The organism is Microvirga sp. Mcv34, from assembly GCF_024519725.1.
GTDB lineage: Bacteria > Pseudomonadota > Alphaproteobacteria > Rhizobiales > Beijerinckiaceae > Microvirga.
On sequence record NZ_JALJRK010000051.1, the window covers coordinates 1 to 25,262 of the forward strand.

Annotated in this window: 13 protein-coding genes and 1 tRNA gene; 9 read left to right on the forward strand and 5 right to left on the reverse strand. The window is 58.2% G+C overall.

The annotated features are described in order from the left end of the window. Positions 1–493 precede the first annotated feature (493 nt). Both OC446_RS21440 and OC446_RS21445 read left to right on the forward strand, forming a co-directional pair. Complete coding sequence (locus tag OC446_RS21440; RefSeq protein WP_262031048.1) at positions 494–1,786, forward strand: adenylosuccinate synthase; 1,293 nt, start codon at positions 494–496, stop codon at positions 1,784–1,786. Positions 1,787–1,820: 34 nt separating this feature from the next. Then, positions 1,821–3,014, forward strand: coding sequence for a histidine kinase (locus tag OC446_RS21445; protein ID WP_262031049.1), 1,194 nt, complete (start codon positions 1,821–1,823; stop codon positions 3,012–3,014). A gap of 75 nt (positions 3,015–3,089) precedes the next feature. Here OC446_RS21445 and rpoH read toward each other — a convergent pair whose 3' ends face one another. Then, positions 3,090–3,980 carry an RNA polymerase sigma factor RpoH gene (gene rpoH / locus OC446_RS21450; protein ID WP_262031050.1) on the reverse strand — a complete coding sequence of 297 codons (891 nt, stop codon included), beginning with the start codon at positions 3,978–3,980 and terminating at the stop codon, positions 3,090–3,092. Positions 3,981–4,166: 186 nt separating this feature from the next. Further along, entirely contained in the window at positions 4,167–5,165 is a 999-nt protein-coding gene (locus OC446_RS21455) for an RluA family pseudouridine synthase (RefSeq protein WP_262031051.1), read from the reverse strand. A gap of 293 nt (positions 5,166–5,458) precedes the next feature. Between OC446_RS21455 and OC446_RS21460 the strand changes: the two genes are divergently transcribed. The 5 genes from OC446_RS21460 to OC446_RS21480 all read left to right on the forward strand — a co-directional run bounded on the left by OC446_RS21460 (position 5,459) and on the right by OC446_RS21480 (position 13,701). Beyond that, positions 5,459–5,534: transfer RNA gene (locus OC446_RS21460), tRNA-Glu, on the forward strand. Positions 5,535–5,788: 254 nt separating this feature from the next. Continuing rightward, positions 5,789–6,820, forward strand: a complete 1,032-nt coding sequence (locus OC446_RS21465) for a hypothetical protein (RefSeq protein ID WP_262031052.1) — start codon at positions 5,789–5,791, stop codon at positions 6,818–6,820. A gap of 1,186 nt (positions 6,821–8,006) precedes the next feature. Further along, positions 8,007–11,573, forward strand: a complete 3,567-nt coding sequence (locus OC446_RS21470; protein WP_262031053.1) for an AAA domain-containing protein — start codon at positions 8,007–8,009, stop codon at positions 11,571–11,573. After that, positions 11,570–13,321, forward strand: coding sequence for a TrmB family transcriptional regulator (locus OC446_RS21475; protein WP_262031054.1), 1,752 nt, complete (start codon positions 11,570–11,572; stop codon positions 13,319–13,321). Before OC446_RS21470 ends, OC446_RS21475 begins: the two co-directional genes overlap by 4 nt. Before the next feature lie 50 nt (positions 13,322–13,371). Next, the gene (locus tag OC446_RS21480) at positions 13,372–13,701 is read left to right on the forward strand and encodes a transposase (protein ID WP_262031055.1); all 330 of its coding nucleotides are present in this window, start codon (positions 13,372–13,374) and stop codon (positions 13,699–13,701) included. A gap of 69 nt (positions 13,702–13,770) precedes the next feature. Here the strand turns inward: OC446_RS21480 and gmtX are convergent, their stop codons facing one another. The 3 genes from gmtX to OC446_RS21495 form a co-directional block, all read right to left on the reverse strand. Then, the gene (gene gmtX / locus OC446_RS21485; protein ID WP_262031056.1) at positions 13,771–14,493 is read right to left on the reverse strand and encodes a gamma-mobile-trio protein GmtX; all 723 of its coding nucleotides are present in this window, start codon (positions 14,491–14,493) and stop codon (positions 13,771–13,773) included. Between the two features lie 180 nt (positions 14,494–14,673). Beyond that, positions 14,674–17,796, reverse strand: a complete 3,123-nt coding sequence (locus tag OC446_RS21490; RefSeq protein ID WP_262031057.1) for a VPA1269 family protein — start codon at positions 17,794–17,796, stop codon at positions 14,674–14,676. After that, on the reverse strand, positions 17,789–18,841 hold the full coding sequence (locus OC446_RS21495; RefSeq protein ID WP_262031058.1) for a hypothetical protein: 1,053 nt from the start codon (positions 18,839–18,841) through the stop codon (positions 17,789–17,791). The genes OC446_RS21490 and OC446_RS21495 overlap by 8 nt, the downstream gene beginning before the upstream one ends. Positions 18,842–20,801: 1,960 nt before the next feature. On the opposite strand from OC446_RS21495, the gene OC446_RS21500 reads away from it, so the two are divergent. Both OC446_RS21500 and OC446_RS21505 read left to right on the forward strand, forming a co-directional pair. Then, complete coding sequence (locus tag OC446_RS21500; protein ID WP_262031059.1) at positions 20,802–23,828, forward strand: AAA domain-containing protein; 3,027 nt, start codon at positions 20,802–20,804, stop codon at positions 23,826–23,828. Continuing rightward, positions 23,788–25,260 (forward strand): hypothetical protein, encoded by a 1,473-nt coding sequence (locus OC446_RS21505; protein ID WP_262031060.1) that lies wholly within the window; start codon positions 23,788–23,790, stop codon positions 25,258–25,260. The genes OC446_RS21500 and OC446_RS21505 overlap by 41 nt, the downstream gene beginning before the upstream one ends. The last annotated feature ends 2 nt before the right edge of the window (positions 25,261–25,262 follow it).

Genomic DNA, 25,262 nt, shown 5'->3' on the forward strand with positions numbered 1-25,262 from the left:
ACATGACTGGATCATCCCGCTCCGGTGAAGCGCTCCGCTGTCATCCCCGGCGCACCCAGTACGGGAAGGGGATCCACGATCAAGCGAGCCGCCATGGTTTCCCTTCCCCTCCGATGGCTCTGCCATCTCCGGACGGGAATGACACCTGCGCCATGAGGGGCGGCCATCCCGATCCGGAAAGGCTTGGCGCTTCACTCCATCGGGATCACCGGCACGGTCCCCGGATCAAGTCCGGGGAGGTGATGACGGCGCGGGCGTCATCCCGGGGCCGCGTCGGCGGGATCTGCGACCCAGGACCGGCAACGGTGCGGGATCAGACCCGACGCACCTCGATGTGCCGGGCAACCACATTCCCGCCGTCCGGGACCCCTATGATCGCGGGATCGAGGCTCATTCCGCCTTGACCTGAGGCGCGCGATCCACCATGAGGGTTTGCAAGGTTTTTGACCAACCCTGGCCTTGCGCCAGGGTTTTTTTATGTGAGGCTTGAGCGATGGCGAACGTGGTTGTCGTGGGCGCCCAGTGGGGCGACGAAGGCAAGGGAAAGATCGTCGATTGGTTGTCCGAACAGGCGGACGTGGTCGTGCGATTCCAGGGCGGGCACAATGCCGGCCATACCCTCGTGATCGGCGACAAGGTCTATAAGCTGTCGCTGCTTCCCTCCGGCGTCGTGCGTCCGGGCAAGCTCTCCGTCATCGGCAACGGCGTCGTGCTCGATCCGCATGCGCTCGCCGGCGAGGTGGAGCGGTTGACGGAGCAGGGCGTCTCGATCACCCGCGACAACCTGCGCGTGGCCGAGAACGCCACGCTGATTCTCTCGATCCACCGCGAGCTCGATGCGCTTCGCGAAAGCGGCAGCGCCGGCACGAAGATTGGCACCACCAAGCGCGGCATCGGCCCGGCTTACGAGGACAAGGTCGGCCGCCGCGCCATCCGCCTCATGGACCTCGCCGATCTCTCGGCCCTGCGGGACAAGATCGAGCGTCTCCTCACCCATCACAACGCGCTTCGCCGCGGCTTCGGCCTCGACGAGTTCGGCGTTGATGCAATCTACGAGGAGCTTGCCTCCATCGCCCCGAAGGTGCTGCCCTACATGGACGCCGTGTGGCGCCTGCTCGACGACGAGCGCCGGGCCGGCAAGCGCATCCTGTTCGAAGGCGCGCAAGGCGCGCTGCTCGATGTGGATCACGGCACCTATCCCTTCGTCACCTCGTCCAACACGGTCGCCGGGCAGGCGGCGACCGGCTCGGGCCTCGGCCCGGGCGGCGTCGGCTACGTGCTCGGCATCGCCAAGGCCTACACGACCCGCGTGGGCGAGGGGCCGTTCCCGACCGAGCTGTTCGACGAGATCGGCGAGCTGATCGGCCAGAAGGGCAAGGAATTCGGCGTGGTGACGGGCCGCAAGCGTCGCTGCGGCTGGTTCGACGCCACGCTCGTGCGCCAGACCGTGCGCACCTCCGGCATCGACGGCATCGCGCTCACCAAGCTCGACATCCTCGACGGCTTCGAGACCATCAAGATCGGCACCGGCTACAGGCTCGACGGCGAAACCATCGATTACTTCCCGGCGAGCCAGGGAGCCCAGGCGCGCGTCGAGCCGATCTACGAGGAGATCGAAGGCTGGAGCGGCTCGACCGCGGGAGCACGCTCCTGGGCCGACCTGCCGGCGCAGGCCATCAAGTATGTCCGCCGCATCGAGGAGCTGATCGGGGCGCCGGTCGCCGTGCTCTCCACCTCGCCGGAGCGTGACGACACAATCCTCATGAAGAACCCCTTTGAGGGTTGACGGCGGAGCCACGGCGGGTCATTCCCTGAGAGAAATGGCAGATTATTACCCTCTCATCGCAAGAGCCGTCGAAGGCTTGCCCGAACAGAACGCCGACAAGCGGCGCGCCGTCTACGAGCGCGCCCGCACGGCCCTGATCGCGCAGCTGCGTTCCCTCAATCCGCCTCTGAGCGAGGCGGAGATCCAGCAGGAGAGCCGTTCCCTCGACGACGCCATCAGCCGCGTCGAGGCGGATTACAATGCCCCGCCGGCCGGTTTCGATGCCGACGCGTTCTCCAACATGCTGGCCGACGATCAGCCAACCTCTGCGGGTTCCCGGAGCGCCGGCTCGGTCCATGGCCTGCGCGCCCCCGCGCCCAAAGCTGCCCCGGAGGAAGAAGTCGAAGAGACCTATGCCGAGCCTGCGGTGGCGCGTCCCAAGATCGACAGCCGGCCCCATCCGGCCATGCAGAGCAAGGGGCGGACGCGGACCATCATCTTCGGATCGGTGCTGGCCCTCGTGATCGCGGCCATCGCGGCCTTCGCCTTCCTGTGGCGCGACAAGCCGGAAAACCTCGCTCCCGAAATGCCCGTCGCCGAGGCGCCGCAGCAGCCGGCTCCCCCGGCGGATGCCAAGATCAACGAGCGTGTCGGCGGCCAGGCTCCTCCCGCGACCGCGCCCGCCACGGCGCCCCGGCAAGAGGCGGGCACGGTGCAGCGCGCGGTCTTCTACGAGGAGGATCCGACCAATCCGCAGACCCCGAAGGCGCTGGTCGGTCGCGTCACCTGGCGCCTGGAGGACGTGAATCCGGGCCAGGGCCAGCCGCTCGAGAAAGCGGTCAGTGCGCTGATCGAGGTGCCCGATGCCGGGCTCACCATGCGCATGGTCCTGAGGCGCAACCTCGACACCACGCTGCCCGCCTCGCACACGGTCGAACTCACCTTCACCACCCGCCAAGGCGATGCGAACCGTGTCATCCGGGACGTGGGCTTGCTGCAGTTCAAGGATGAGGAAGCCGCCCGCGGAACGCCCGTGGCTGGACTGCCGGTGCCCGTGCGCGAGAACCTGTTCCTGATCGGTCTGTCGAACCTGCAGGTCGACATCGCGCGCAACACCCAGCTGTTCGTGCGCCGCAACTGGATCGACCTGCCGGTCCGCATGGCCTCCGGCCAACGGGCTATCCTGAGCTTCGAGAAGGGCGGATCCGGTACCCAGATCCTCAACGATGCCTTCAATCAGTGGCAATAGGCAGACCCGTCATCGACAACAAAAAAGCCGCGCTGGATGCGCGGCTTTTTTAATGGCCCAGAGGCCGTCCGAGGTTTAAGCCTCGGCCGACGAGGTCTCGATCTGGGTCAGGTTCTTCTTGACCGCTTCCTGCACCTTCTCGAAGGCCCTGACCTCGATCTGGCGGACCCGTTCACGGGACACGCCGAACTCGGTGGAGAGCTCTTCGAGGGTGATCGGATCGTCCGACAGGCGGCGCGCCTCGAAGATGCGACGCTCGCGCGGATTGAGCACGGAGAGCGCTGAGCGGAGAGCGGTCAGACGGTTCTGGCCTTCCTCCTCTTCGACGAGCACCTGCTCCTGGCTCTGGCTGTTGTCGACCAGCCAATCCTGCCATTCGCCGCCGCCTTCGCCTTCGTCGCGCAGGGGAGCGTTGAGAGACGAGTCGCCGCCAAGACGGCGGTTCATGTCCACCACGTCCTGCTCGGTCACGCCGAGCTGCGTGGCGATCTGCTTCACGTGCTCGGGGCGCAGATCGCCTTCCTCGAACGCGGAGATGCGGCCCTTCGCCTTGCGCAGGTTGAAAAACAGTTTCTTCTGGTTGGCCGTGGTGCCCATCTTCACGAGGGACCATGACCGCAGAATGTACTCTTGAATGGCGGCCTTGATCCACCACATGGCATATGTGGCGAGGCGGAAACCCTTGTCGGGCTCGAAGCGCTTGACGGCCTGCATGAGGCCGACATTGCCTTCCGACACGACCTCGCCGATCGGCAGACCGTAGCCGCGATAGCCCATGGCGATCTTGGCGACGAGGCGCAGATGTGATGTCACGAGCTTATGGGCCGCTTCGCGATCTCCATGCTCGCGCCAGCGTTTGGCGAGCATGTATTCCTCATGCGGCTCAAGCATGGGGAAGCGACGGATCTCGTCGAGATAGCGCGAAAGGCCCCCTTCATTGGCAAGCACCGGAAGCGCTGTAGCCATCTTTTCTCCTCCTTTGGCTCCCTCACCACGAGGCAAGCCTGTGGCAGCCCCCTCCACGGCTGGCCGCCCTGCTCCCTATATAATCGGTTCAACCGTGTCCGAATAGAGGCGTCAGGCTTCAAGACGTGGTGAACGCTCCAGAGTCGCAAGGGTGCCCGCGAGATCCAATTTTGCGACCGATTGACGCTAAATCGGCGCCCTCAGGGCCTCGAGAAGCTTGGCCATGTCCTGGGGCAGGGGGCTCTCGAAGCGCAGGAATTCCCCGCTGCGCGGATGCTCGAAGCCGAGGATCGCGGCATGCAGCGCCTGCCGGCCGAGGGCGCTCAGCGCATCTTTCTGAGGCTCCGACAGGCGGTTCGCCTTGGTCTTGAAGCCGGACCCGTAGGTCGCGTCACCGAGGAGCGGATGGCCGAGATGGGCCATATGAACCCGGATCTGGTGTGTGCGCCCCGTTTCCAGCTCGCATCGCACCAAGCTCGCGATCGGCTCCCTTGGGGGCAGGCCTTCCAGAACTTCGTAATGGGTGATGGCATAGCGGCCGCGATCCTCGCCCACCACCACGATCTTTTCCCGGTTGTGCGTGCTGCGGGCGAGCGCCGCCTCGACGGTCCCCCGCCGCCGCTCAGGCACACCCCATAGGATCGCCAAGTAGGCGCGCTCCAGGGGCCCGGTTCGGCCGTGGTCGGCGAACTGCGCCGCTAGGGCCTGATGGGCAAGGTCGTTCTTGGCGACCACCAGGAGCCCGGACGTGTCCTTGTCGAGGCGGTGGACGATGCCCGGCCGCTTCACGCCGCCGATCCCCGACAGGCTCTCTCCGCAATGGGCGATGAGGGCGTTCACCAGGGTGCCGGAATCGTGACCCGCCGCCGGATGCACCACGAGACCCGCCGGCTTGTCGATGACGATCACATCGTCGTCCTCATAGACGGTAGTGAGATCGATGGCCTCGCCGGCGGGCTCGGCCGGGACGGCTGGCGGTACCGTCAGGGCGATCCGGACGCCGCCGCCGACCTTGCGGTTCGGATCGACGACCGGTGCACCATCGACGGTAACCTGTCCGTCGCGGATGAGCGCCTGCAGGCGGCTTCTCGACAGGTCACCCTGCAGGCCCGCCAGTACTCGATCCAGCCGTTCGACCGGCCTCTCGTCATCCAAAAGCCATTCCTGGCGCGTCGCGTCGTTCACCGCATCCTCATTTTACCTGGGCCGTTCGCTTTTTTCAGCAAAAGGACTTGAAGGCATCCCGCAGGGTGGTTATACGAACGGCCTCCACCTTGCTAGCTCCCTTCGTCTAGCGGTCTAGGACGTCAGGACCCCCCTCCAACCCTACCACGCGAGTGGTGCTAAGGGTTCGAGAGTGGTAGGCCTACCAAACAAGCTCAGGAATGAGCGCGGTGGTAGGTTTTCTGTTCGGGGCCACTAGGCAGGAGGGAAAACAGCTGGTAATAGGTCATACGAGTAGGTAATGTAACAAAGTTGCTCCCTTCGTCTAGCGGTCTAGGACGTCGCCCTCTCACGGCGAAAACAGGGGTTCGAGTCCCCTAGGGAGCGCCAAAGGTTTCAAGGAGTTAGCCCCGCCCGACGCGGGGCTTTTGTATTTTTGTCCTAGATTTTGTCGAGAATACAGGGGGCGTCCGTAGTCATTTGGACCCTGTTCCCTGGGTGGGCGTGATCACAAGGAACGAATGATTTTCGATGGTAGGCCACGTACGCGAGAGGCGCGCGCTCGCGCAGGCGAGTCTCATTTCGCTTACATTGACCAATCCGCGCGACCGGAGGCGGCACGCATCCGCGCCCTCCTGAATGCTATGGCTGAGCGTTACCCTGCGGCCGAACGAGACGCTCTCGTTGCCCGCATTCGGACCGAGCGCTCGCACGTCGAGGCTGTTTTCGAACTGTTCGTTCACGAATGGTGTCTGCGCGCCGGTATGCGCGTTGTCGCAGTTGAGCCGGCCGTGCCGGGCACAGGACGTAGACCAGACTTTCTCGTCGAGGCTAACGGAACACCTTTCTACCTTGAATGTGCTGTAGCGCGTGGAGAATCCGATGCCGATGCTGCGGTCCGCTCTCGGCGCGAAGACGTGCTGCGCGCGATTGACGCGATCAACTCGCCCGATTTCCTTTTAGGGGTGGAGGTGGAAGGGGCACCGGAAAATCCGGTCCGCGTGCGTGCTCTTACCGATCGGATTGTGCGCTGGCTCGGCGGACTCGACCATGCAGCTATCGCAGCTGCTCATCCGGACGAAGTTCCACTATATGAGGACCACCTCGAGGGCATGCTGCTGAGCCTGCGTCCTATCGCGCGCCAAGGCACCCGCGGAGACGGTGCCGGTCGGGCCACAGGCATTCTGTCGGATGGAATCCGCACGGCTGCACCTTGGGTTACCATCCGAGAGCCGCTTATCCGTAAGGCAGGGCACTATGGGACTCCAGAACTTCCTCTGGTTGTGGCGCTCAACATGCTCGATCGTGATGCCCGCTTGGAGCATGCCATCGAGGGCCTGTACGGAACTGAGGCTTGGGAGGAATACATGCATGGCGGCGGCCGACCGATCCGCCTGCCCGATGGCGTCTGGAACGGACCAAGGGGCCCGCAGTGCACTAGACTCAGCGCGGTTCTCATTGCTGACCGGCTTGGGCCTTGGACACTCGGCCAGCGTAATGCGATGTTTGTCGAGAATCTCTGGGCGGCACGTTCGGCTCACGTCATCGACTTTCGGGTTATGGCATGGCGGCGCGACGGCGAAAGTTTGCGGCGTCAGGATGGCATAAGCCTCCAGGAAATATTCGACGTCCCGGCAGGGTGGCCAGAAAGGGGAGGGGCCCCCACTGATCCGTGACCATAGCCGAGAGCCCACGCAGGATCAGCCAGCCAGGCTCTTCAATCGATTGGTGACCATAGGAGCGAAGCTCGGCCAGAAACGCCCCTGATCAGACAGGAGACGGAACCGGCATCCGCCTCCTACCGCTGCTTTGTATCAAGGGCGCAAGAAGAAGTCCCGCACCTGCAGACGTCCTCGTCTGCGTGGCCTCGTGGTCGCATGCCCAGCGGATCCTCTGCTCCAATGCTCTTGAGGGCTGCGTCAGCCCCTATCTACTGGACAAGTCTGCGGAACCTCGTGCTATCTTCGGCTAACGTACCTGCATCATAGCACGGCGACGGGTCGATCTCCGAGGGCGGTATCTGCGGTTCGTCGAGTTTGCATACCCATGAGTAGCAGTGCCGCGCTTCTTCCTCTCCGAAGGCGTCAAGAACATCGTCGATCAGAACACGGCGCATGTGTTCAATCACCATATGAGCGTCGTCTGGCGAGATCTCTTCGTCAGCAAGGGAACGTAGTGCCATCATCTCAAAGTCCTCGAACTGCCGCCGTCGGCCCTGGAGGAACTCTCCTCGCGTAGGCTCCTCCCCCTCTATCAGGTTCTCGGCTCTACAGCGCAGGCAGCGACCGCCAGTTCCGTTCGCCGCAACGGGTTGCTTTAGCGCTGTGGCTAGCCCATGCCAGCTGCAGCGATTGCAGGTAATATAGATAAAATGATCGGCTTGGTTTGACATGTATCTATGTCGCCGTTCTTGCTTATAAAGATAATTATTCATGCAGAATAGTGCTATTCAACACTTTACTTAGACAATTGACATATGATTGCCGAGAACATTTTTTACTTTGATGTAGCTCGGGTTATGTGTATCAAAATTATTACATTTGATTGATCGCATGATATGCCAGTTTGCTCGACAAGTGCATTCCCGAGAACAATCATTAGCATGTCGTCGATATTTTCGAGCGGGATATGTTGGTGCTGCTTGCACAGACTACAGCGACGAAGCGGCAGGTACGAAGTATCCTAGGTAGATACCTCCCTGTTCTGTTTGTGCAGATCGTGATCAGCACTGGTCTCCAGACAACAATGCCGTCTATCTGTGGATACCGGTTCCCGACCGTGCTGTGATTAGGAGATGTGACAGATTTCCTCTTCCGTCCACCTCAATGTCTTGTATTGATGATCAAATCGGGGAGGGCGAGAATGTCGGGGCGCAAGTCTAAATCCGGATTTCTTTCAGATTACGCGCTTGATGATAAGTACCTTCTCCGGCCAGATCGCAAGCAAGGCCGGGCTGGTATAGACACTGCCCGCACTCGCGATTCTCGCGAGGTGCTCATCAAGACATGGCCACGCGTAAAAGGCATTGACGATCAGGATCTGGAGATCATCTGGCGGAGCGAAATCCGACAGTTGCAGCGCCTATCAGCGGTGCCTCGTGCCGACGAACTAATTGTACCGATGGTAGCAAGCGGCAAAGACAAGGATGGGTTCTATCTTGTTCTCGATCCTGGACAGGGAAGCCCGCTCGATGTCCTGCTCAACGTTAGTCGAAAGCCGCTGCTCTTGGCACAAGCCCGGCAGCCACGATCGCGGCGCCTCCTCTGGGCTAACATCTTGCGGCTTGTGAACGGGGTTGAACTCCTGCACTCTCAGGGCACTATTCACAGGAATATCGATCCTTGGTCTGTGGTGACGGCTCTTGGAGATGAACCGGACTTTCGCCTAACCGGTTTCGAGTGGTCGATGCGGATCGTCGCAGCCGACGCAGTCGATGGAAAAACGGTGAAAGCACCTCGCGAAGAGCGCACTTTTTCGTTCGCGCGCGACTGGCGCGATCTCGCACACCTGACCGCCATCATCCTTGATATCCCAATCGGCCCGCTCAACGATCTCAAAATCGTCGCTTCACGTGTTGCCGACCATGTGCCTGCGGCCGAGGTGAGATTGCTGAGAGCTATGTTAGGCCTTGAGCATGTCGAGCGTCTGGACGGTGATTACATTGCAACGAGAATTCAGGCAATCATCGATGACATCGCTGCAGAGGTTGCCGGCAAGGACGCTTCACTTTGTCTTGCTGTGAGGCTGGGATCCGGAAGCCCTCTGTCGGAGGCAGTTAGGAGAGCCTCCAATGGAGAGATTGAAATCGCAGACGACGTACAGCAGCTGCGCTTTATGCGTGACGATCTCGGTGAGCAGGTTCAGCTCCTTGCCATCCGCGAAGGTGTGTCCGCGCGGTACGTGCTTCTTGGTCAACGCTTAACCTATCGCCTGATGCCGTATAGGCGTCCGAATTCACCAGACGCGGCAACGTGGGAATTTGCCTTCTCCGAGAGAGTAGATCTCGATCCACCAGCAAAATCGCAGGTGATTGGCGAGACACTCATCAACACCGCCGCACTCGATATAGTAAAAACCGGGGATGCGCTGCAAACATTTCCTCGTAGAAGAGGAAAGGTCCAGCATTGGGAAGACTACATTAACCGCACCAATGAGCAGACGGTGCGGAAGTCGGATGCGGAACGAATGCATCAAGCCTTTGCCCTATTATTGATTTTGGAAATGGCATATGCGGCGGCTGATATATTCCCGATCGAAGTCATTTCGAGGGGAAGCGGAGACAGCTTCGATCAGAAGATCATGTACGTCGTTTCGCGTGTCGACAAAGATCGTTCCAATCTCTCCACACACCTCGGGTTAGAACCTCCTGCAAGCAGGCTACGCAAGCTTTTAAGCTCGGAAACACCTCGAGATGAGGGCGGATGGATTTTCTCTGAACCGGGGACGCTTGGCGATCGTTCGCCCGCGAACACAGCCTGGCGCTTTGTCGACTTTGAGGAACTGAACGATCTCGAGTGTATGAAATTCGAGGGACAGGCATTTCCTCAGACACGCTCGTTCGGATTTCTTGTTCCGGCCGATATGGCGGGTCGGATCGCACAGTTTAAACGGCGCCTGAAGGCGTTAACGGCTCTAAAATATCACGGCGAACTGCTGCGGATGTTTGTCGATCCTCGTCTCAGGATTGAGGATAGCCAAGACCCTCTCGATGAAAATGCAGAAGAATTCAAGAGGCTCGACGAATCGAAGCAGAAGGCGCTGCGGGAGATACTGTCCACAATTCCGCTCTTTCTTCTGCAAGGCCCTCCGGGTGTAGGAAAGACCTATCTCGTTGGCGACCTCGTAACACGCCGTATGGACGACGACCCTACGGCTCGTATCCTGCTCTCGGCGCAGAGCAATTCCGCAATTGATCACCTGATGAAAGAATTGCAAGCGACCTTCAAATTATCGGACGAAGACAGCGGACCATTGATGGTTCGAGCCCGGGCTGCTGATGACGATGATGCCGCCGGCGAACTCGAAATCGACGTCCAAGCCGATAAACTTCTGCAAGACTTGGCAGCAAGTCCTTTGATGAGCGAAGCTTCGTCACGCTTAGCCGAGCGGGTTAGCGCGCTTGCCTCCGCGAGAACAGGAGCCGGCACGCGCCGATCCAACGGAGAGGGGTCTGGTAGGCGAATTGCCGCTGAACTTCGCGCCTTTGAAGGAATGATCCTCAGGGCCGCCAATCTGGTTTTTGCAACCACGAACTCTGCCGCGGTCGAACGACTGATAGAGGAGCAAGGTCTATTCGACTGGACTGTGGTCGAAGAAGCAGGCAAGGCGACCGGTGGCGAGTTGCTGTCTCCACTGCTTCTCTCGCACCGGCGGCTTATGATCGGAGATCATAAGCAACTGCCGCCGTTCGATGTCGATAAGATGGCGAAGCTCTTATCGTCGACGTCCGCAGTTCAAGAGGTTGTCAAGTTGGCGGATAGCTTTGTTTCTAGATATCTGAAGGATCCCGGTATCGATGAAACCTTCGATGAAGTATCTAAAGCAGGGGACGACTTCGGCCGCACTTGTGCCGAAGCTCTCTCCTTGTTGACGTTATTTGGGACTTTTGTGGAACGCGAGCTATCGCGTCAGAAGAAAAGGGATATAGGTCCGCGTATCGCTCGTCGCCTCAACGAGCAATATCGAATGCATCCGGCCATCGCCCGGATTGTTTCGAAATGCTTCTACGATGGGGAGTTGAAAACAAATGCCAAGCAAGCTGCGAAATTCGCGAGTGAGCCCGCTCCCTTGAAAAGTAGTAACGCAGCTATCTTGCCGGATAAGCCACTTGTCTTCATTGACATGCCCTATTCCCGGGAGGAGGGGCCGGGTGGCCGAGGAGGCGAGAAGGCTCCGCCGTGGTCCAATCCGGACGAAGCAGCAGCAGTCGTCCAGATCTTAAGGTATCTTGCTCCGTTCGATTCCAGTAAGAGGCCGTCGCTAGCAGTACTCTCTCCCTATTGGCAGCAGGTTCGGCGAATAGAGCGTCTGATTGACCAGAACCGGTCTGGTTATCTGGCAAATCTCTCGGGTTTTACGCCAGCGGTTGACGTGAGTGGATTCTGCGGCACTGTCGACTCCTTCCAAGGCGGGGAAGCAGACGCTGTTGTAGTTTCCATGGTGCGCAACAACCATCATGCCACACCTGCAAGAGCGCTCGGCTTTCTGCGGGACAATCGCAGAATGAACGTCATTCTGAGTCGTGCGAAGTGGCGCCTGATCATCGTCGGTAGTCTCTCCTTCTACAGGCATATTGTCTCGGTCGCGCAGCGCTTACCTGACCAAGACATAGGTTTCCTGTCTGATTTCCTCGCCGCGCTCGAGGCCGAGAAAGCCGCAGGGAACGCTTCAATTGTTCCGTGGAGCGTACTGGAGGGGGCAAGGAAGTGACGGCGGTTCAGGTTACTTTTCCGGTTTTGAAGGGCAGCAGGCGCTTCATCATTGAGCGTGGCCGCAGGTGGAGCGTCATCGAGCACCTGCTTCTTGATGCTGTGTCGCGCGGAGCAGCGTCGGCGGCCGACTTGGCAGAGCGATCCAAGCTGCCGCGGCGTGTGGTCGTCGAGGCTTTCATTAGGTTGATGCGCGCGGGATGGGTGGAGATCGCGGCCACCTCCAAGGGCTCACTATTTCAGATCACAGCATCGGGTGCAGCGCGCGTTCATCACGATCAGTTGCCGTCAGCTACAGTAACAGAACCTCGATGGAGATCGTTCACTGTCGAGCAGGTGACCGGAAGTGTCTACCGCGGGAGGGAGCTTGAGCTTTGCCATAAGAACCAACTCCCCTCCCACACGGACGATAATCCGGTTGTTCATCTCGACGCCTCGCCAGCGCATGAGCTGGAGGATATGGGAGAGGTGTTCACGGCGATCGAGGGAGAAGACGAGCTGATCGTCGGTGTCGATCGTGGGTCAGAGAAACTGGCGGAACGATATGCGGTGGTGACGGTCAGAGAGGGTGTGATTGAAGGCTTGCCAGCAAGGGCACCTACGCTCCTGCGACATGCGATTTTGAATGCGGCCTCCGGAGTTTTGGGACAGAGACCCGCTATTGCGGGGGAGAAGGACGTCTCCATCGTTGCCATTAAGGACGCAGTAGAAGAGCTACCGAAATCCATTGCCGCCGCCTACGATTCGTCAGACATCATCGTCGACGGCGACGAGCATTGGCGATCTTTCGAACGGATTATTGTGGCGGCTTCCGAGCGGGTCATAATCCACTCGACGTTCATCAGCGACGAACGGGCGGCCGCAGTTTTGCCCTTGCTATTGCGGGCAGCCGAGCGTGGTGTGAGGGTCGATGTGCTTTGGGGGCAGGACGACCTCGGTTCTTCGACACGTTCATCCCAGGTCGCCGCAGCGAAGATGCAAGCGGCTGTGGATGAAGCTGGAAGGACAGGGTCGATCACGGTTCACCCGTTTTCCACCAATTCTCACGCGAAGGTGGTCTTTGCCGACTCGTCAAAGGGCTGGAACGCGATAGTCGGGTCCTGCAACTGGCTGGCTTCCGACTATACGAGTTTCGAAACATCACTTCGCCTTCGCGAACCTTTTCTGATCGGGCAGCTGATACGGAAGCTTGCCGGACTTGCACAGGGCAGACCAGGCGTCTGGAACGATCTCGCGATAGAACTGGCGGTTCTCGGACGCCGGGTCATGAATATGCCAAGTCCTCGCGGAAGGACAGTTCCGATGCGCCTCTTATACGGAGCAGATCACGCGAAATTTGTTTTGGAAGCCCGTGATTCTGCCACCCGGCGGATATTTGCACTTAGTCACCGCATCGGAATCGCCGCAGAGTCACTTGCCCTCTTGCCGACCCTTGCCGCGGTAAAGGAGCGTGGCATTGACGCATCCTTCTTTTATGGGAGGACGACAGGCCCTCTTTCGGGTGCAGCTGGGGCGGATCTAATCAGAACGTTTGCAAAGGCTGGACTTGAGGTAAAACCAATCCACCGCCCCCGAATACACGCAAAAGTCATGGGTTGGGACGATGATAATCTGGCAATTTCAAGCTTCAATTGGTTGTCAGCTGACCCGTCTGAGGTTGCTCCGTTCCGAGAGATTGGCGTTCTCGTGAAGGCTCCAAAGATTGCTGACAACTTCTTGCGTAGATTTGAGGCCACAGCTGTCGTCTAACGATCAGCGTGCCCAACGTCACCTAGCTGGCTCATGTTTCCAAGAGTGCATTGATCGACCTGGTGTACGCGATCATGGACAACCTGAGCTCGCATCGCACGACGGACGTGTTGCTGTTTCTGCTCGCCCATCCGCGCTGGGAGATGGTGTTCCAGCCCAAATACGCCGCCTATCTCAACCTGATCGAGCCGTGGTGGAAGATCCTGCGCTCGCTGGCATTGGCGGGCCGGCGGTTTGAGAACTGGGACGAGATCAGCGATGCGATCCACGGCGCCACCGCCTACTGGAATGCGCATCGCCATCCCTTCATCTGGGGCAACCGCCGCCGGCCTCGGCCACGTCGCTCACCCGGGATTGCGCTCCCGCCGAGGGCGGCATGACTTGCCGGACGAACCACTAACTCCGTTCGGAGGAAATCGCAGGGGTAACGTCACGATCGGTGAAGATCATTAGGAGTCTCTGTAGCTTTTTACGATTTTTTCGATTGCGTCGAGGAAGCATGGGTCTGAGAGCCGGTGTCCAGTCGTGGTTTCGATAGAGCCGTCGGAGGATCGTCTGAGTCCGCGGACTTTGATAAGGCGTGTATCTATGAAGTTCTTTAGTGATTCGACCTCCGCCTCGTTTAGAGCGAGATCATTTGCTTCCTGAGGCAGCATTGTGATTTCACCGCCACATGGGAATTCGCTCTTGATTTGGATGACTGGTCCACCGCGGTATCCTTGTAAGATGTTGATCTGACTCTCTAGGCTCCTGGTTCTTACCTTAAGCAGGTTAACTTGGTGCCGCACGATATCATCATCAATTCTCCGGATCTCTGCATCAGTGATGATCTCGGTGCCAAACTCACGCTTCGAGGGAGTTGCCTGGGCTTTGAGGATGACTTCAGCAATTTGGTCCCAGTCGTCGTAGAGCAACTTGTACTTATTGGCACCCGCACGCTTATTTCGGATCGAAGATTCCGCAAGGTTTACAGAGGGATCTGGAAACTGAGCAGTGTAACGACGTAGAACCGACGGAACCGTGAGCCGTTGACGTGCATCGACGATCAGCTCCCGACAAACTTGATTTAGATTGCGGAGCTTTGTCGATATTACAGCAGTCTTAGCATCAAGAGTATATTTGTTTAGTCGTTGTTCTATATACTCTAGAGCTTCTTTAATCTCAGGCTTCATTTTCCAGACCTCATCGATCTTGATCTAATTTAATGAGCTATTTGGATTCGCTATCGGACGGGAACAATGTTCATTCCGCGAAGTAATATCGGGGTGCCTTACACCGCTACCGATACAACAAGGTCAGAGCTAAAACCGCTTGACCTACAAGACTAAGCAGCTGGATGATTTTCCACCGAGTTAAGCCAAAGAGCCTTCAAACACGGGAGGTCGTGGCGGTGGTCGAACAGACGGTAGAACACTACGCGGTAGTTCTTTGCCGACAAAGCGTCGGTATGTTTCCTCAAGAGGGTAGTCAAGGCCGAGTTCCGAAAGGGATTTCCGGCCTTCGATGACATTTTGCGTTTCCTCAGCTCCTAGCTTGATTAGAAGAAATGCAGCCATAGCGTCTGCGGAATCGCGGCGCTCCTCGGGAGTAAGAGGAGCAAGTCGGATTGGTTGATAGCCATTTCGATATAGAACTTTGTCGAGGCATTCGTCTCTCTCTCGTTCGAGAGCATCGGCATTGATAGAGGGAAACCAACGGGAGGCCTGAACTACCGCATCAATGAGCTCAAAGCGTGTAGATTCCCGCCCTGTTACCTCCGGAAACTCCTCATCAGCCAAAAGCATTGGGAGGCTGGCATTTTCATCAATCTGCTGCGCCGATGACATTAAGTATGCTCGGATAGCTCTGATCTTATCAATTAAAAGCATGGCAGAATGAAAATTGGCGAGTATTTGATCTCGGGCTTCAATATCAGCGAGCCACACTTCCTCATTAATTGTGATGGCCTCACGGAGTTCAGGCGGGACAGGTGATCCAACTGAAGTAAGCGCTCGTCTTTCCTGCTTAAGTCGATCGACGGTGCGCTGCCCGGCGTCGATCCGGAGAGCTAGCTGATCGCAAGTCGCCGAGAGTGCATTAGCTTGGGTCCAGAGTGGAATAAGAAACGGCACACCAGTGATGAAGAACCGACACCGAACGCAGTTTCGCGGACCACCCGGTACGGGTCCATATGTAGACTTATCCCGACCTTTGTCCTGTCGCTTAAGTTTGAGCTTCCCACCTATATTACAGAGAGTTCCTCCGTTTGGGCAAATGCCACAGTCAGTTTGAAGCCAAGCGCTGGGTTCTGAAAACTTCCCGTACAGTTGGTGCAAGCCATCGCCGCTAAGCCGGGCGGTCATGCGAGCCGCTTGCTCGAAGGTGGCGTTGCGAAGGAAGTTCGGAAACTCCGAGCGTGCCTTGGTCATCGCCTTCCGGCGGGCGTCTGTGAGGATTTGGCTAACATGTGCCGGGTCGAATTTAAGGTACTTGAGGGTCATCAGAATACTCGCATGGCCCGCTACTATCTTGCTGAGAATTTCAACTGACACGCCTTCCTCATACAAGGCAGTCAAAGTTGCTGATCGCATACCGTGCATCGTGAAAATCGCCTTTTTGGGGGCGCCTGATGCATCACGGCGTGTGATGATCGTAATCTTGCTTTCGGGATCTTCGTTGTTTAGGCGCCTTTCCAGTTCATCAAGTGCCTCAAGGAAAAATCGCAAAAGAAGCCCATAGGTTGGAGGAGCCTCTTTGCCTCGTGCACCTGAGTTTTGGGGATATCTAAACAGAAAAAAGCGCGCTGGAATCAGGCCCTTTAAACGGGCCGAGGGGTCCTCTTGGAATATTCCCTTAGGAATATCCTCGAACGCCAATGGCACCGATACCGAGTTGTACGTCTCCTGCCACCTCCTCATTTCAAAGAGGTTTTCAAGCTGCTCAATAAGTTGCCACGGGATCAAATAGCCCGAAGTTTCGTCGAAGTTTGTGGCGGCGTCGGCAGTCTTATTAGAGTTGATCCAGAACCCAGTGATAGTTTCATTGCGGCCTTTCATCTCGCGGAAGACGCCTCGAGTTGGGTTTTTTGCTCTCACCCTTTCCCAGTATCCGGCAGTTGCGCTGCTATTGGCCATCCATCCTTTCCCCGGTTGCCACGCTCGCGCATCGCCTTCACCACTATCAAGACGGCGCGCCTGCACCGTTCTGAGTGGTAAGTCGAGCAGAAGGAGTAAAAGGCGAGGGATTACCTCACAAAAAACGAGACCTGTTGAGCCGTCAGGCTTAGTATGAGTACACCAGTGCAGCGGCCGACCAGTTGTTTTGTCTACTAGGGATTTCGGCCATGCAAAATCATCCTCCTTTATCAACTGCTTCAAGGCCAAATGGTATTTGGTGGGCATAGGACGGGCGGCAACGTCCGTGTTCTTTGACTTCCCTTCTTGATGTGGAGTGGACTTTGATAGCTTCTCAATATCTCTTTCCGTGATACCAATGTGAAGGGTGGTATTTCCGCTCTCGTCACGGCATTCTTCTGCCATCCACTGCGCGAAATCTAGAACCTTTCCCATTGTATAAATTTGCTTCCATGATGAAGCCGTCCATTTCGACACGAATTTCAGGAGCCCCAACATATTGGACCGCGAGAATGCATTATCAGGGCTCGTCGCCGCATCTACTGGAAGCTGGCTGAAGTATACAAGGAGAAGGGTTTTCCCGTAGCGAGGATTCTTCTTCTGCAGATACCTCCCCTCGTTCAGGAAGCGTTCGTACTCGGTTTCGATCCAGCCTAAATGAGGTTTGGAAGTGACGATGCTGACCGCGCGAGGAGAACTTTGGGCCCGCTTTAGTGAATTCGCAAACAAGCTTCTCCCAAAGTGTGGGTCTTGTCGCTCGTGACTCAGAATGCCTATGAACCATCGAAGCGTTTTCTGAGTCCAGTTCCCGGTCCACTTAGCCCACTCGCCGCCTGGCATGAACACTGAGGCAATGCGGTCGAAATGATCACTCTTGAGATCTTCTACCGACGTCACGTTGGTTGAGGCCAACGATATGCTAGCCGCAATCTTCCAATAGGCGAAGCCGCGAACCTTAAAATCCCGCGCCCCTCCGCCCTTGGGAATCACTCGCTTGAAAGACTCCAACTCTCGGATCGCTGCCTCTATCGCGACTAGATCCTCATTATACTCCGCGGCAATCCGATTAAATCGCTTCTCATGCATTCTCCCCAAACAGGATTGATCCCAGAGGAACGCGATTGGCCAGAGGATCAATCCAGCAGCATGAAGTTCGAGCAACTCTCCAAGGGCATCCGATGAACCGCCGTTGCGTTCTCTCACCGTTGTGTATTGCTCGACGAGATCGTCGACAAGGTACCCAATCTCGTCATCAATATTGCCATCGTCATTCGGTACCAGAGCGAACTTTTCTGGATCTATATTGAACCATTCACCTGCAACCTGAGTGCTTGCCGGGATCGAATGAAGAAACTCAGACACGTGGCTCTCCACTTGCGATGAACTGCTTGAGCCGCAAAATTGCTTGCGTCGATTCGTGTCCTAACGGAGCTATCGGCTCGACCTGCCCGCCCGTTAACTTGGCATACGCATTGTTCAAGACCTGGTTCGTTCTGGCGCGATCAGGTGCTGTGTATGGAGCTTGGGAAAGGTAGTGTCTGTGGTGAAGGCCTTTTTGGATCACTTGAGCGGCGACGCCAAGGTTCACCAAGGTCTGACCGTATAGATGGCGCAGGCCATGCGTGGTAGTCCCGTGGTACTTGCTGTGCTCGAGATAGCTGCCGCCGTCGACCCGGATCCTGCGAACAGCTGCTTCATGGTTCCGCTCGTAAGCTTTCGGCGTATAGGGGTCACCGATCATAGCGGTTCCCTCACGGCGATCATTACCCTCGGTGACGAATAAGAACGGATGGTCGGCGCCGCCGAGTGCTCGGCGGCGTTCCATGATAGGCGTCCGAACGTATCGAATGTAGCCGAGATAGAGGGTCCAGAAGAGGGCAGCTGCGTTTGGATCGATCCAGAATACGTAGGCTTGATGTTCTCTGTTAAGATCAACACCCTTCCAGCCTGCTCGGTAACGTCCTCGGGTTACTTTGTGCCTCGGCATGTATGGTGGGTAACGGCGCTTTAGGACCTCTTGACGAGGGAGGCGCAGTTCGCGGCCGGTAACTTTGTCGAAGTACTGTATCAGCGCCTCTGATGGATGATTCAAAATGACCAGTGCGTGTCCCAGTCTCCCAGGTTCCTCAACGACATCTTGAATCCAGAGGTGGAATCCCTCCGCGCGTCGTAGCCCACCCCAGCCGTCTAGCAGGCCTATCATCATGTCCCTGCTGTTGTATCGCAAGAACGGGTTGATCTCGTGGTCGCCCCTCGGCCGCTTATATCCTTCCCATAGAAGACTTTCCACGTATTCTGGTGGAAAGTATTTGACAGGCTCAACACTAAGTCCGATGGGATTCCGTCCCGTATCAACCGAGCTCTTGCGCCGTTTCTCTTTAGGTTCCTGATCGATGTGCACTAACATCGATACCTGTCGGATCCGGCTCCAAACCAGGGTCGCGGTGATGTCGACCCCTTTGGACGGGGCTCTCTTATGAGGGTCTGGCTCAAATGGATTTATATCAATTTCCTCATAGCACCACTGAGCATAGTGCTCGATGCTATGGATCAACTCTCGGGCCCGACGCCAGCCCATCATAGGCCAGTAGAGGCCAGATTCATCGATGCCGTCCGGGCTGATAGTCCCACTTTGTAGGGCGTGCGCGAATCGCCGAAACAGAGTCCTTTGGAAGTTCGCGGGTGACTCTGCTGCAATCTTTGGGCCTACTGCTTGGCAAAAATCCCACAGTAGGCCAAGTCCACGAACAACTGTGTCTTGCCAAGTTGGTCCTCGATGTTGGAAGGCTTTCATGTATTCGATTAGGCGGGCATATGGCTCGGTGGAGCCGTCCTGCTTTCGAAGTATCAGTACTCGGGCTGTCCACCCGTGAGGCATTCCGTCGACCGACATGGCCATCGAAGCGTGGTATAGCGCTTGAGGAACTCTCACTTGCCACTCCGAGGCTTTGACATGTCAGTGCGATGCCGATGTATCGTCTGATGGCGAGATGGGTCCGCATCCGGGCGTGAACTGGGTCTCGCGAATAATTGAGCAAACTTGACCTGCCGCAGTTTAGGCTGCGGAGTTCCATACGTGGTGAAAATCGACTGCACCATCATTCGAAAACGTAGTGGAGTGATTGGGGTGGGTATCGTTGGCAACGAAAGCCCGCGTGGTGGCTCCGTCCGCGAGTGAGGGCGTGCTGAAGACTTCTGTTTCAAGTCCCACCTCTCCAACTTGCGTGGTCCTTTCCATACGCGCCCACGCCCATATCCCTTGGATCTTGGACCCGAACTCGGTCACTTGAAGCTAGACCGAGATGTGTGGAATGTCGAGTCTAAAACGATCTAAGTCATTGAAAGGAAAGGATAAAGGATTGAAAGTGTAATCCTTCATTCGTCAACGCTGCTCATGGATTGAGCGCCAGATCCTTGCATTTGAAGGAAAGAGAAATCGCCGGGATAGGTTCGTGATTAACCGTGACAACGGCGAGTTGGTGTGGATCGCCTTTACGTTGGAGGCGGCAGGCTATGCCACCTCCACAGAGGATCAGAGGTGAGGATGCCGCGGCGTCCCGCCGCTCTTGGTCGGGTTAGCGTGTAGGGGCTGCACCCTGGTCCGCCTGCGCACCATCGCGATGGATCATCAGCGCGTTTCCAACACGCTCTTCAGACAGAACCAGATGTCACGAACAAGGGATCAACAGGCGGAGGCTACCGAGCAACGCAAGCATCGATGTTTACCGGGCCACTGGATCAAGGCTCGGTGCCTTGACTCAGAGTGTGGCTGCTACGCGGTGCGTGAGGAGCGCCGCCGTCCATTCTGACATAGACACCCTGCCGACCCTGCGATCTTAGGGCTCTATCGCAAGACATGTAGGAGTAAGTAGATCGATGTGTACCGGTCCGCTGTGCGATATTTTATTACAGCCAACCGGCGGTTCCAAGAAAGGCGCGTTGAATTCTCCGGCCGCGTATCTCGAATGCAACACAGGGAAACACGTTGCGGCTAGCAGGTGGCATCGTTCATTCGGATAGTTGAGGATCGAGACCAATACAGGTTAGTTTCGCAACTACGACCTGCCCAATGGAGGCAGCAAAATTTCAAAAGATCAAAGTTTGTGGGCACCGATCTCTTATCTATCCTGGCACGTTACCCACGCGGGTGCACGACTGAGGACCTTGCCCGAGATACAGGGCAAAGTGACCTCATAGCGCTATCCGGGGGGTTGGCCCGCTTGCAGGGTAGCCGCCTAATTCGGCGGGAACAAAACAGATGGATTCTCACCGCTGATGGCAGAGCAGCGGCTTCCACCCCAAACGTCATTCCTAGGAAAGGCCAGTCTTTCCCTGCGAGATCCAGCCAGCGACGCCCTCAAGGAAAGGTGGCTGCCCTACCGAGAGTCGATGCGCTCGGCTTGCAAGCATCGCGACGGCGCATCAAGCCTTCCGCCGCTCCGGTGCCGAACCGACAGGGTCAGATCGAAATCAGTCCGCTGCTACGGTATTACCGTTCCTGCCTTGCTGCCGAGGAGCGTGTTGATGCCTCCTCGGCATGGAGTGAGATTGGTGAGCGCAGCGTTCCGGTGCGCCTCTCCGGCGCCTGGTGGCCTGAAGGGCACGAGAGTGTCACGTTTACGATCAGCCGCAAAATGCTCCCGGAAGCCTTTCAGCAGGCGATCGCGCGAGCCAAAAATTCTCAAACCATCCACTTGGGCTATCCACTCGACCTGTTTGAGCCATCGCCAGGAGAGATAATGGTGCGGGCAGTGGCCTCTCTTCCACTCCGTTGGCGTGTAGAAGGTCCTGATCTCATTCTCCTTGAACCGATTGAAAGCACGTTTTCGCTCAATCCTAGCTGGCTTGCCTTCCACCGAAAGAGTGTCGACGTCGGTTCGCTGGTCCGTCAGATCGGGGCTGACCCGTCGGCACAGGATGAGGAGCTTTCCACGCCCGATCTGCTCGACTTTGGTGATCTCTGTACTGCTTTAAACCTTGCGTTTGCCAAACGTCGGACTGCTGAAATCGACCCAAGCCGGATCGCTAGTCAGATCGAGGCTCGCCCGGGGCTCCACAACGTCGCAGCCTTGTTCCTTATAAGCGAGGCCCGCTTTTCGGCAGGAGCCATTCGCGATCTTGCCGAACTGGCTGAGCGACCCGCGGGTGCCTTCGCCGGGACGGCCCTCGGGACCCTGCTCGGCCTTCCGCCGTCAGCTCCCACAGCTGCGCCTGCGGTGCTTGAGCCAGTTGACCTTACCTTCGGCCAACTCGCGGCTGTTCGAAGTGCGCTCGACAAACCACTGACCGTTGTGACCGGGCCGCCTGGGACAGGTAAGTCGCAGGTTGTGGCAGCAATGCTCGCGAGCGCGGCTATGGGACATTGCAGCGTCCTGTTCGCAAGCCGTAACCACGCTGCTATCGATGCCGTCGAACAGCGGATGGCGGAACTCTCACCGGATCGGCCGTTGATGCTTCGGCTCAATCAGCGCTGGGGCGAGGGAACACCAATTCGACCCGAGAAGCTTGTCGCCGATCTCATCTCCAAGCCGGCACGGTACGGCGCGTGGGATAACCTGCGGCGCAAGGTCGAGAGCCTCTCGGCACTCGATGCGGAACGTAGCACTTTGAGCCGTCAGGCCACGGACCTAGCCCGTTTAAGAGCTAGAATCGCTGACTTGGAGGATCAACTCGACCAAGCGCTTGTGATCTTGGGGCGACCAGTCGAGACAGTCAGGGACCTTCCTCCCGCGCCAGCGGCTCTTTCTGGAAAGGATGGACTGACTGCCGGCTTTTTTGCGCGTTTGCTAGCCACACTCGCTTGGCTTCAGGCGCGCTTGTTCGCAAGCCCAGAGTGGGAGGTAGCCGGCCGACCTTCGAAGTCAGAGCCGGAGCGACGTAGGCGCTGGCTAATTGCGCTTTCTCAGGCGCAACGAGCTCTCGCCGAGATTTCAACACTCATCGGGAAGTGCCCACCTGAGACGGAACAAGCAAAGCTTGGTGAGGGCTATGCTGACCTGACACAGCGCATCCGCCGGGAGGCGGGCGAGCTTGCGAGCGCCCTTGCCGAGGCGCTTGACGCGTGTACGGATGCGGAGCGGCAAGTCCTACTTGATCTGCGCGGTCGAGCGGCCCGTGGCCGGCTCTCATCTGACGCAGTTCGCATTCTGCTTCGACATTACCCAGTCTGGGCCTGCAGCAATCTGACCATCAGCCGCTTCGCGCCTCTAGAACTCGGGCTCTTCGACTATGTCGTGATCGATGAGGCCAGCCAGTGCGACATCGCCTCCGCTTTGCCGCTTCTGGCCCGCGCCAAGAGCGCCACGATCGTTGGTGACCCCGCACAGTTGCCTTTTGTGTCGGGGCTTTCTGCCGACTGGGAGACCGAAACCCTGACACAGCTAGGTCTCGCGGACGCGGCGGGCATCGGGCGTTACCGTCAATCGCGGAATTCCCTGTTCGATCTCGCCTCGACGGTTCCTGGCGCCGAGCGCCATCTCCTCACGGATCATTTCCGGTGCCACCCGAGTATCGCGGATTACTTTGAAACCTTCTACGGCGGCCAGCTCTCCATTCTGACCAAGGAGGCGGAGCTCAAGCCCCCGCCGGGCAGCCGACCTGGCTTGACGTGGGAGGACGTGACAGGGCCGATTGAACCAGCTCGGACTGGCTGTCATGCCCCCGCCGAGGCCGAGGCAATTCTCGCAGCGATCGAGGAACTGTTAAATCAGGGTTACACTGGCACAATAGGAGTATGTACCCCGTTTCGCGAGCACGCGAAGCGCATGACCGATCTAATCGCCGCGCGACTGTCAGCTGCTCAGGTTGAGAAAGCTCGCCTTGTTGCTCAGACGGCCAATGGCTTCCAAGGAGACGCCCGTGACGTCATCCTGTTCAGCCTGTGCTGCGGTCCGGGTATGCCGGCGGGATCGCTTACTTTCGTCAAAGAAGGGGCTAACCTGTTCAACGTCGCGATCAGCCGTGCGAAGGCCGTATGCCGGGTTTTTGGGAATAGGTCCTTCGCAGCCCGGTGCGACATTCCCCACGTGCGCCGCCTCCTGACAGTCTGCGACAAAACGGCAGCGAGCCAGAGCGAGCGTCGCTTTGAGTCGCCCTGGGAAGAGCGGCTACATGACGCTTTGCGCAATGTAGGAATTGATTGCATTCCGCAGTTTCCGGTTGCAGGCCGCCGGCTCGACTTAGCATGGTTCGGGCCTGGGAATAAACGGCTAGATATAGAAGTTGACGGTGACCGGTATCACCGCGACCCAAGCGGGCTGAGGCGTGTCGACGACGTTTGGCGCGACCACCAGCTCCGTGGACTGGGGTGGGATGTAATTCGCTTTTGGGTATATGAACTGCGGGAGAACACTGATGCCTGTGTCGAGCGGGTCCAGCGAGCCATTAATTCCTAAAATGGGCTGGGGAACGAAAGTGGCCGCCTTGGGCTTGGTAGGCCTCGGAGGCATCTCTGCCGTTTGGCTAGCATTGGAGGGGCAGCAGGTTCGCTCGCTTCAGGCAAGCTGGGCCGAGACGCAGAGTCGCTATGAGACGGTGCGCTCCGAAAGCGCCGCGACGGAGGGGCGCCTCAGTGTGGCCCGGGCGGAGCTGAAGGACATAGAGGCCCGCGTCGGTCTGGCCAAACGCGAGCTGGCAACGGTCGAGACCGAGCGAGCCGCCGTGAGTGCCGCGAAGAGCAAGGCCGAGGCTGAGCGCGTCGCGATCGCGACTACGGCGGAGCAGCTTACCAAATCGATTGAGGCCGAGCGTCAAACTCTAGAACGCGTGCAGGCTGACGTGGTGAACGTCCGACGCGACCTTGATCAGCAACGCACCCAACGGGCTGCGCTGCAAACTGAGGTCACCGACGCCGAAGCACGTCGGCGCGAGCAGCAGGCCGCGCTCGCTCGGATTGCACCTGAGATCCAGGCCCTGACCCAACAGAGAGACACCCTGGCTGCCGCAATTGAGCAGGATCGCAAGCGTCAGGACGCACAACGCGATGAAGCCGAACGCCGGCTGGCTGCTTTACGGGAGCAGGTTCAGCAGGACCAGGACCGTCTCGCTCAGGGGCGACAGGATGCGGCTGGCCTCAAGGGCGAGACGGAGCGACTGCGCCGCGAAGGCGACCAACTCCGCCGAGATCTGGCTGAACTGGAGCGTCAGCGGCCTCAGATCCAGGCGCTTCAACGTCAAATCGACCAAGCCGATGCAAACCTGAAGCAGAAAACAGAGGCGATCGCCCAAGCTGACCGTCGCCTCGCCGATCTTTCTGCCAAGACGTCGGAGCTGGAGGCACAAAAGTCTGGCCTTGAGCAGCGTAACAGCGATCTTGATGCGGCGGTCCGCCAACTCACGAAACGGGCAGCCGACGTTCGGAGCGAGACCGACGCAAACCTCGCCGAGATCGCCCGAATCCAGGAGCAGATCCGGTCTCTTGAACCGCAGCGTCGTGAGATGACGGCTCTCGTTGTGCGCCGGGAGCAGACCGACAAGGAGATCGCCGGATTGGCGGCCAACCGGGAGCAGGCCGAGCGCGATATTGCGGCTCTGGCCGTCCGTCGGGATGAGTTGGAGCGGTCGATCAGTGAGACTGAAAAACGTCTGCGTGAGCGGCGCAATGCACTGGAGAAAACTGCGGCTGAGGCTGCGGCATCGGCTGCCCAAGTCGCCGAGGCCCAGCGGCAACTGCAGGCGCTTGGTGACCGCATCGCGGCACAACGTGCAAGCTCGAAGGTGGTCGAGGCCAGCCCCAATGATGCTGAGAAGTCTAGCCCGGCCAAGAACCTTTCTGAATCCGATGCCGTGACTTCGCCGGCCTCGCCGACTGACACTAAACCAAACTAAGC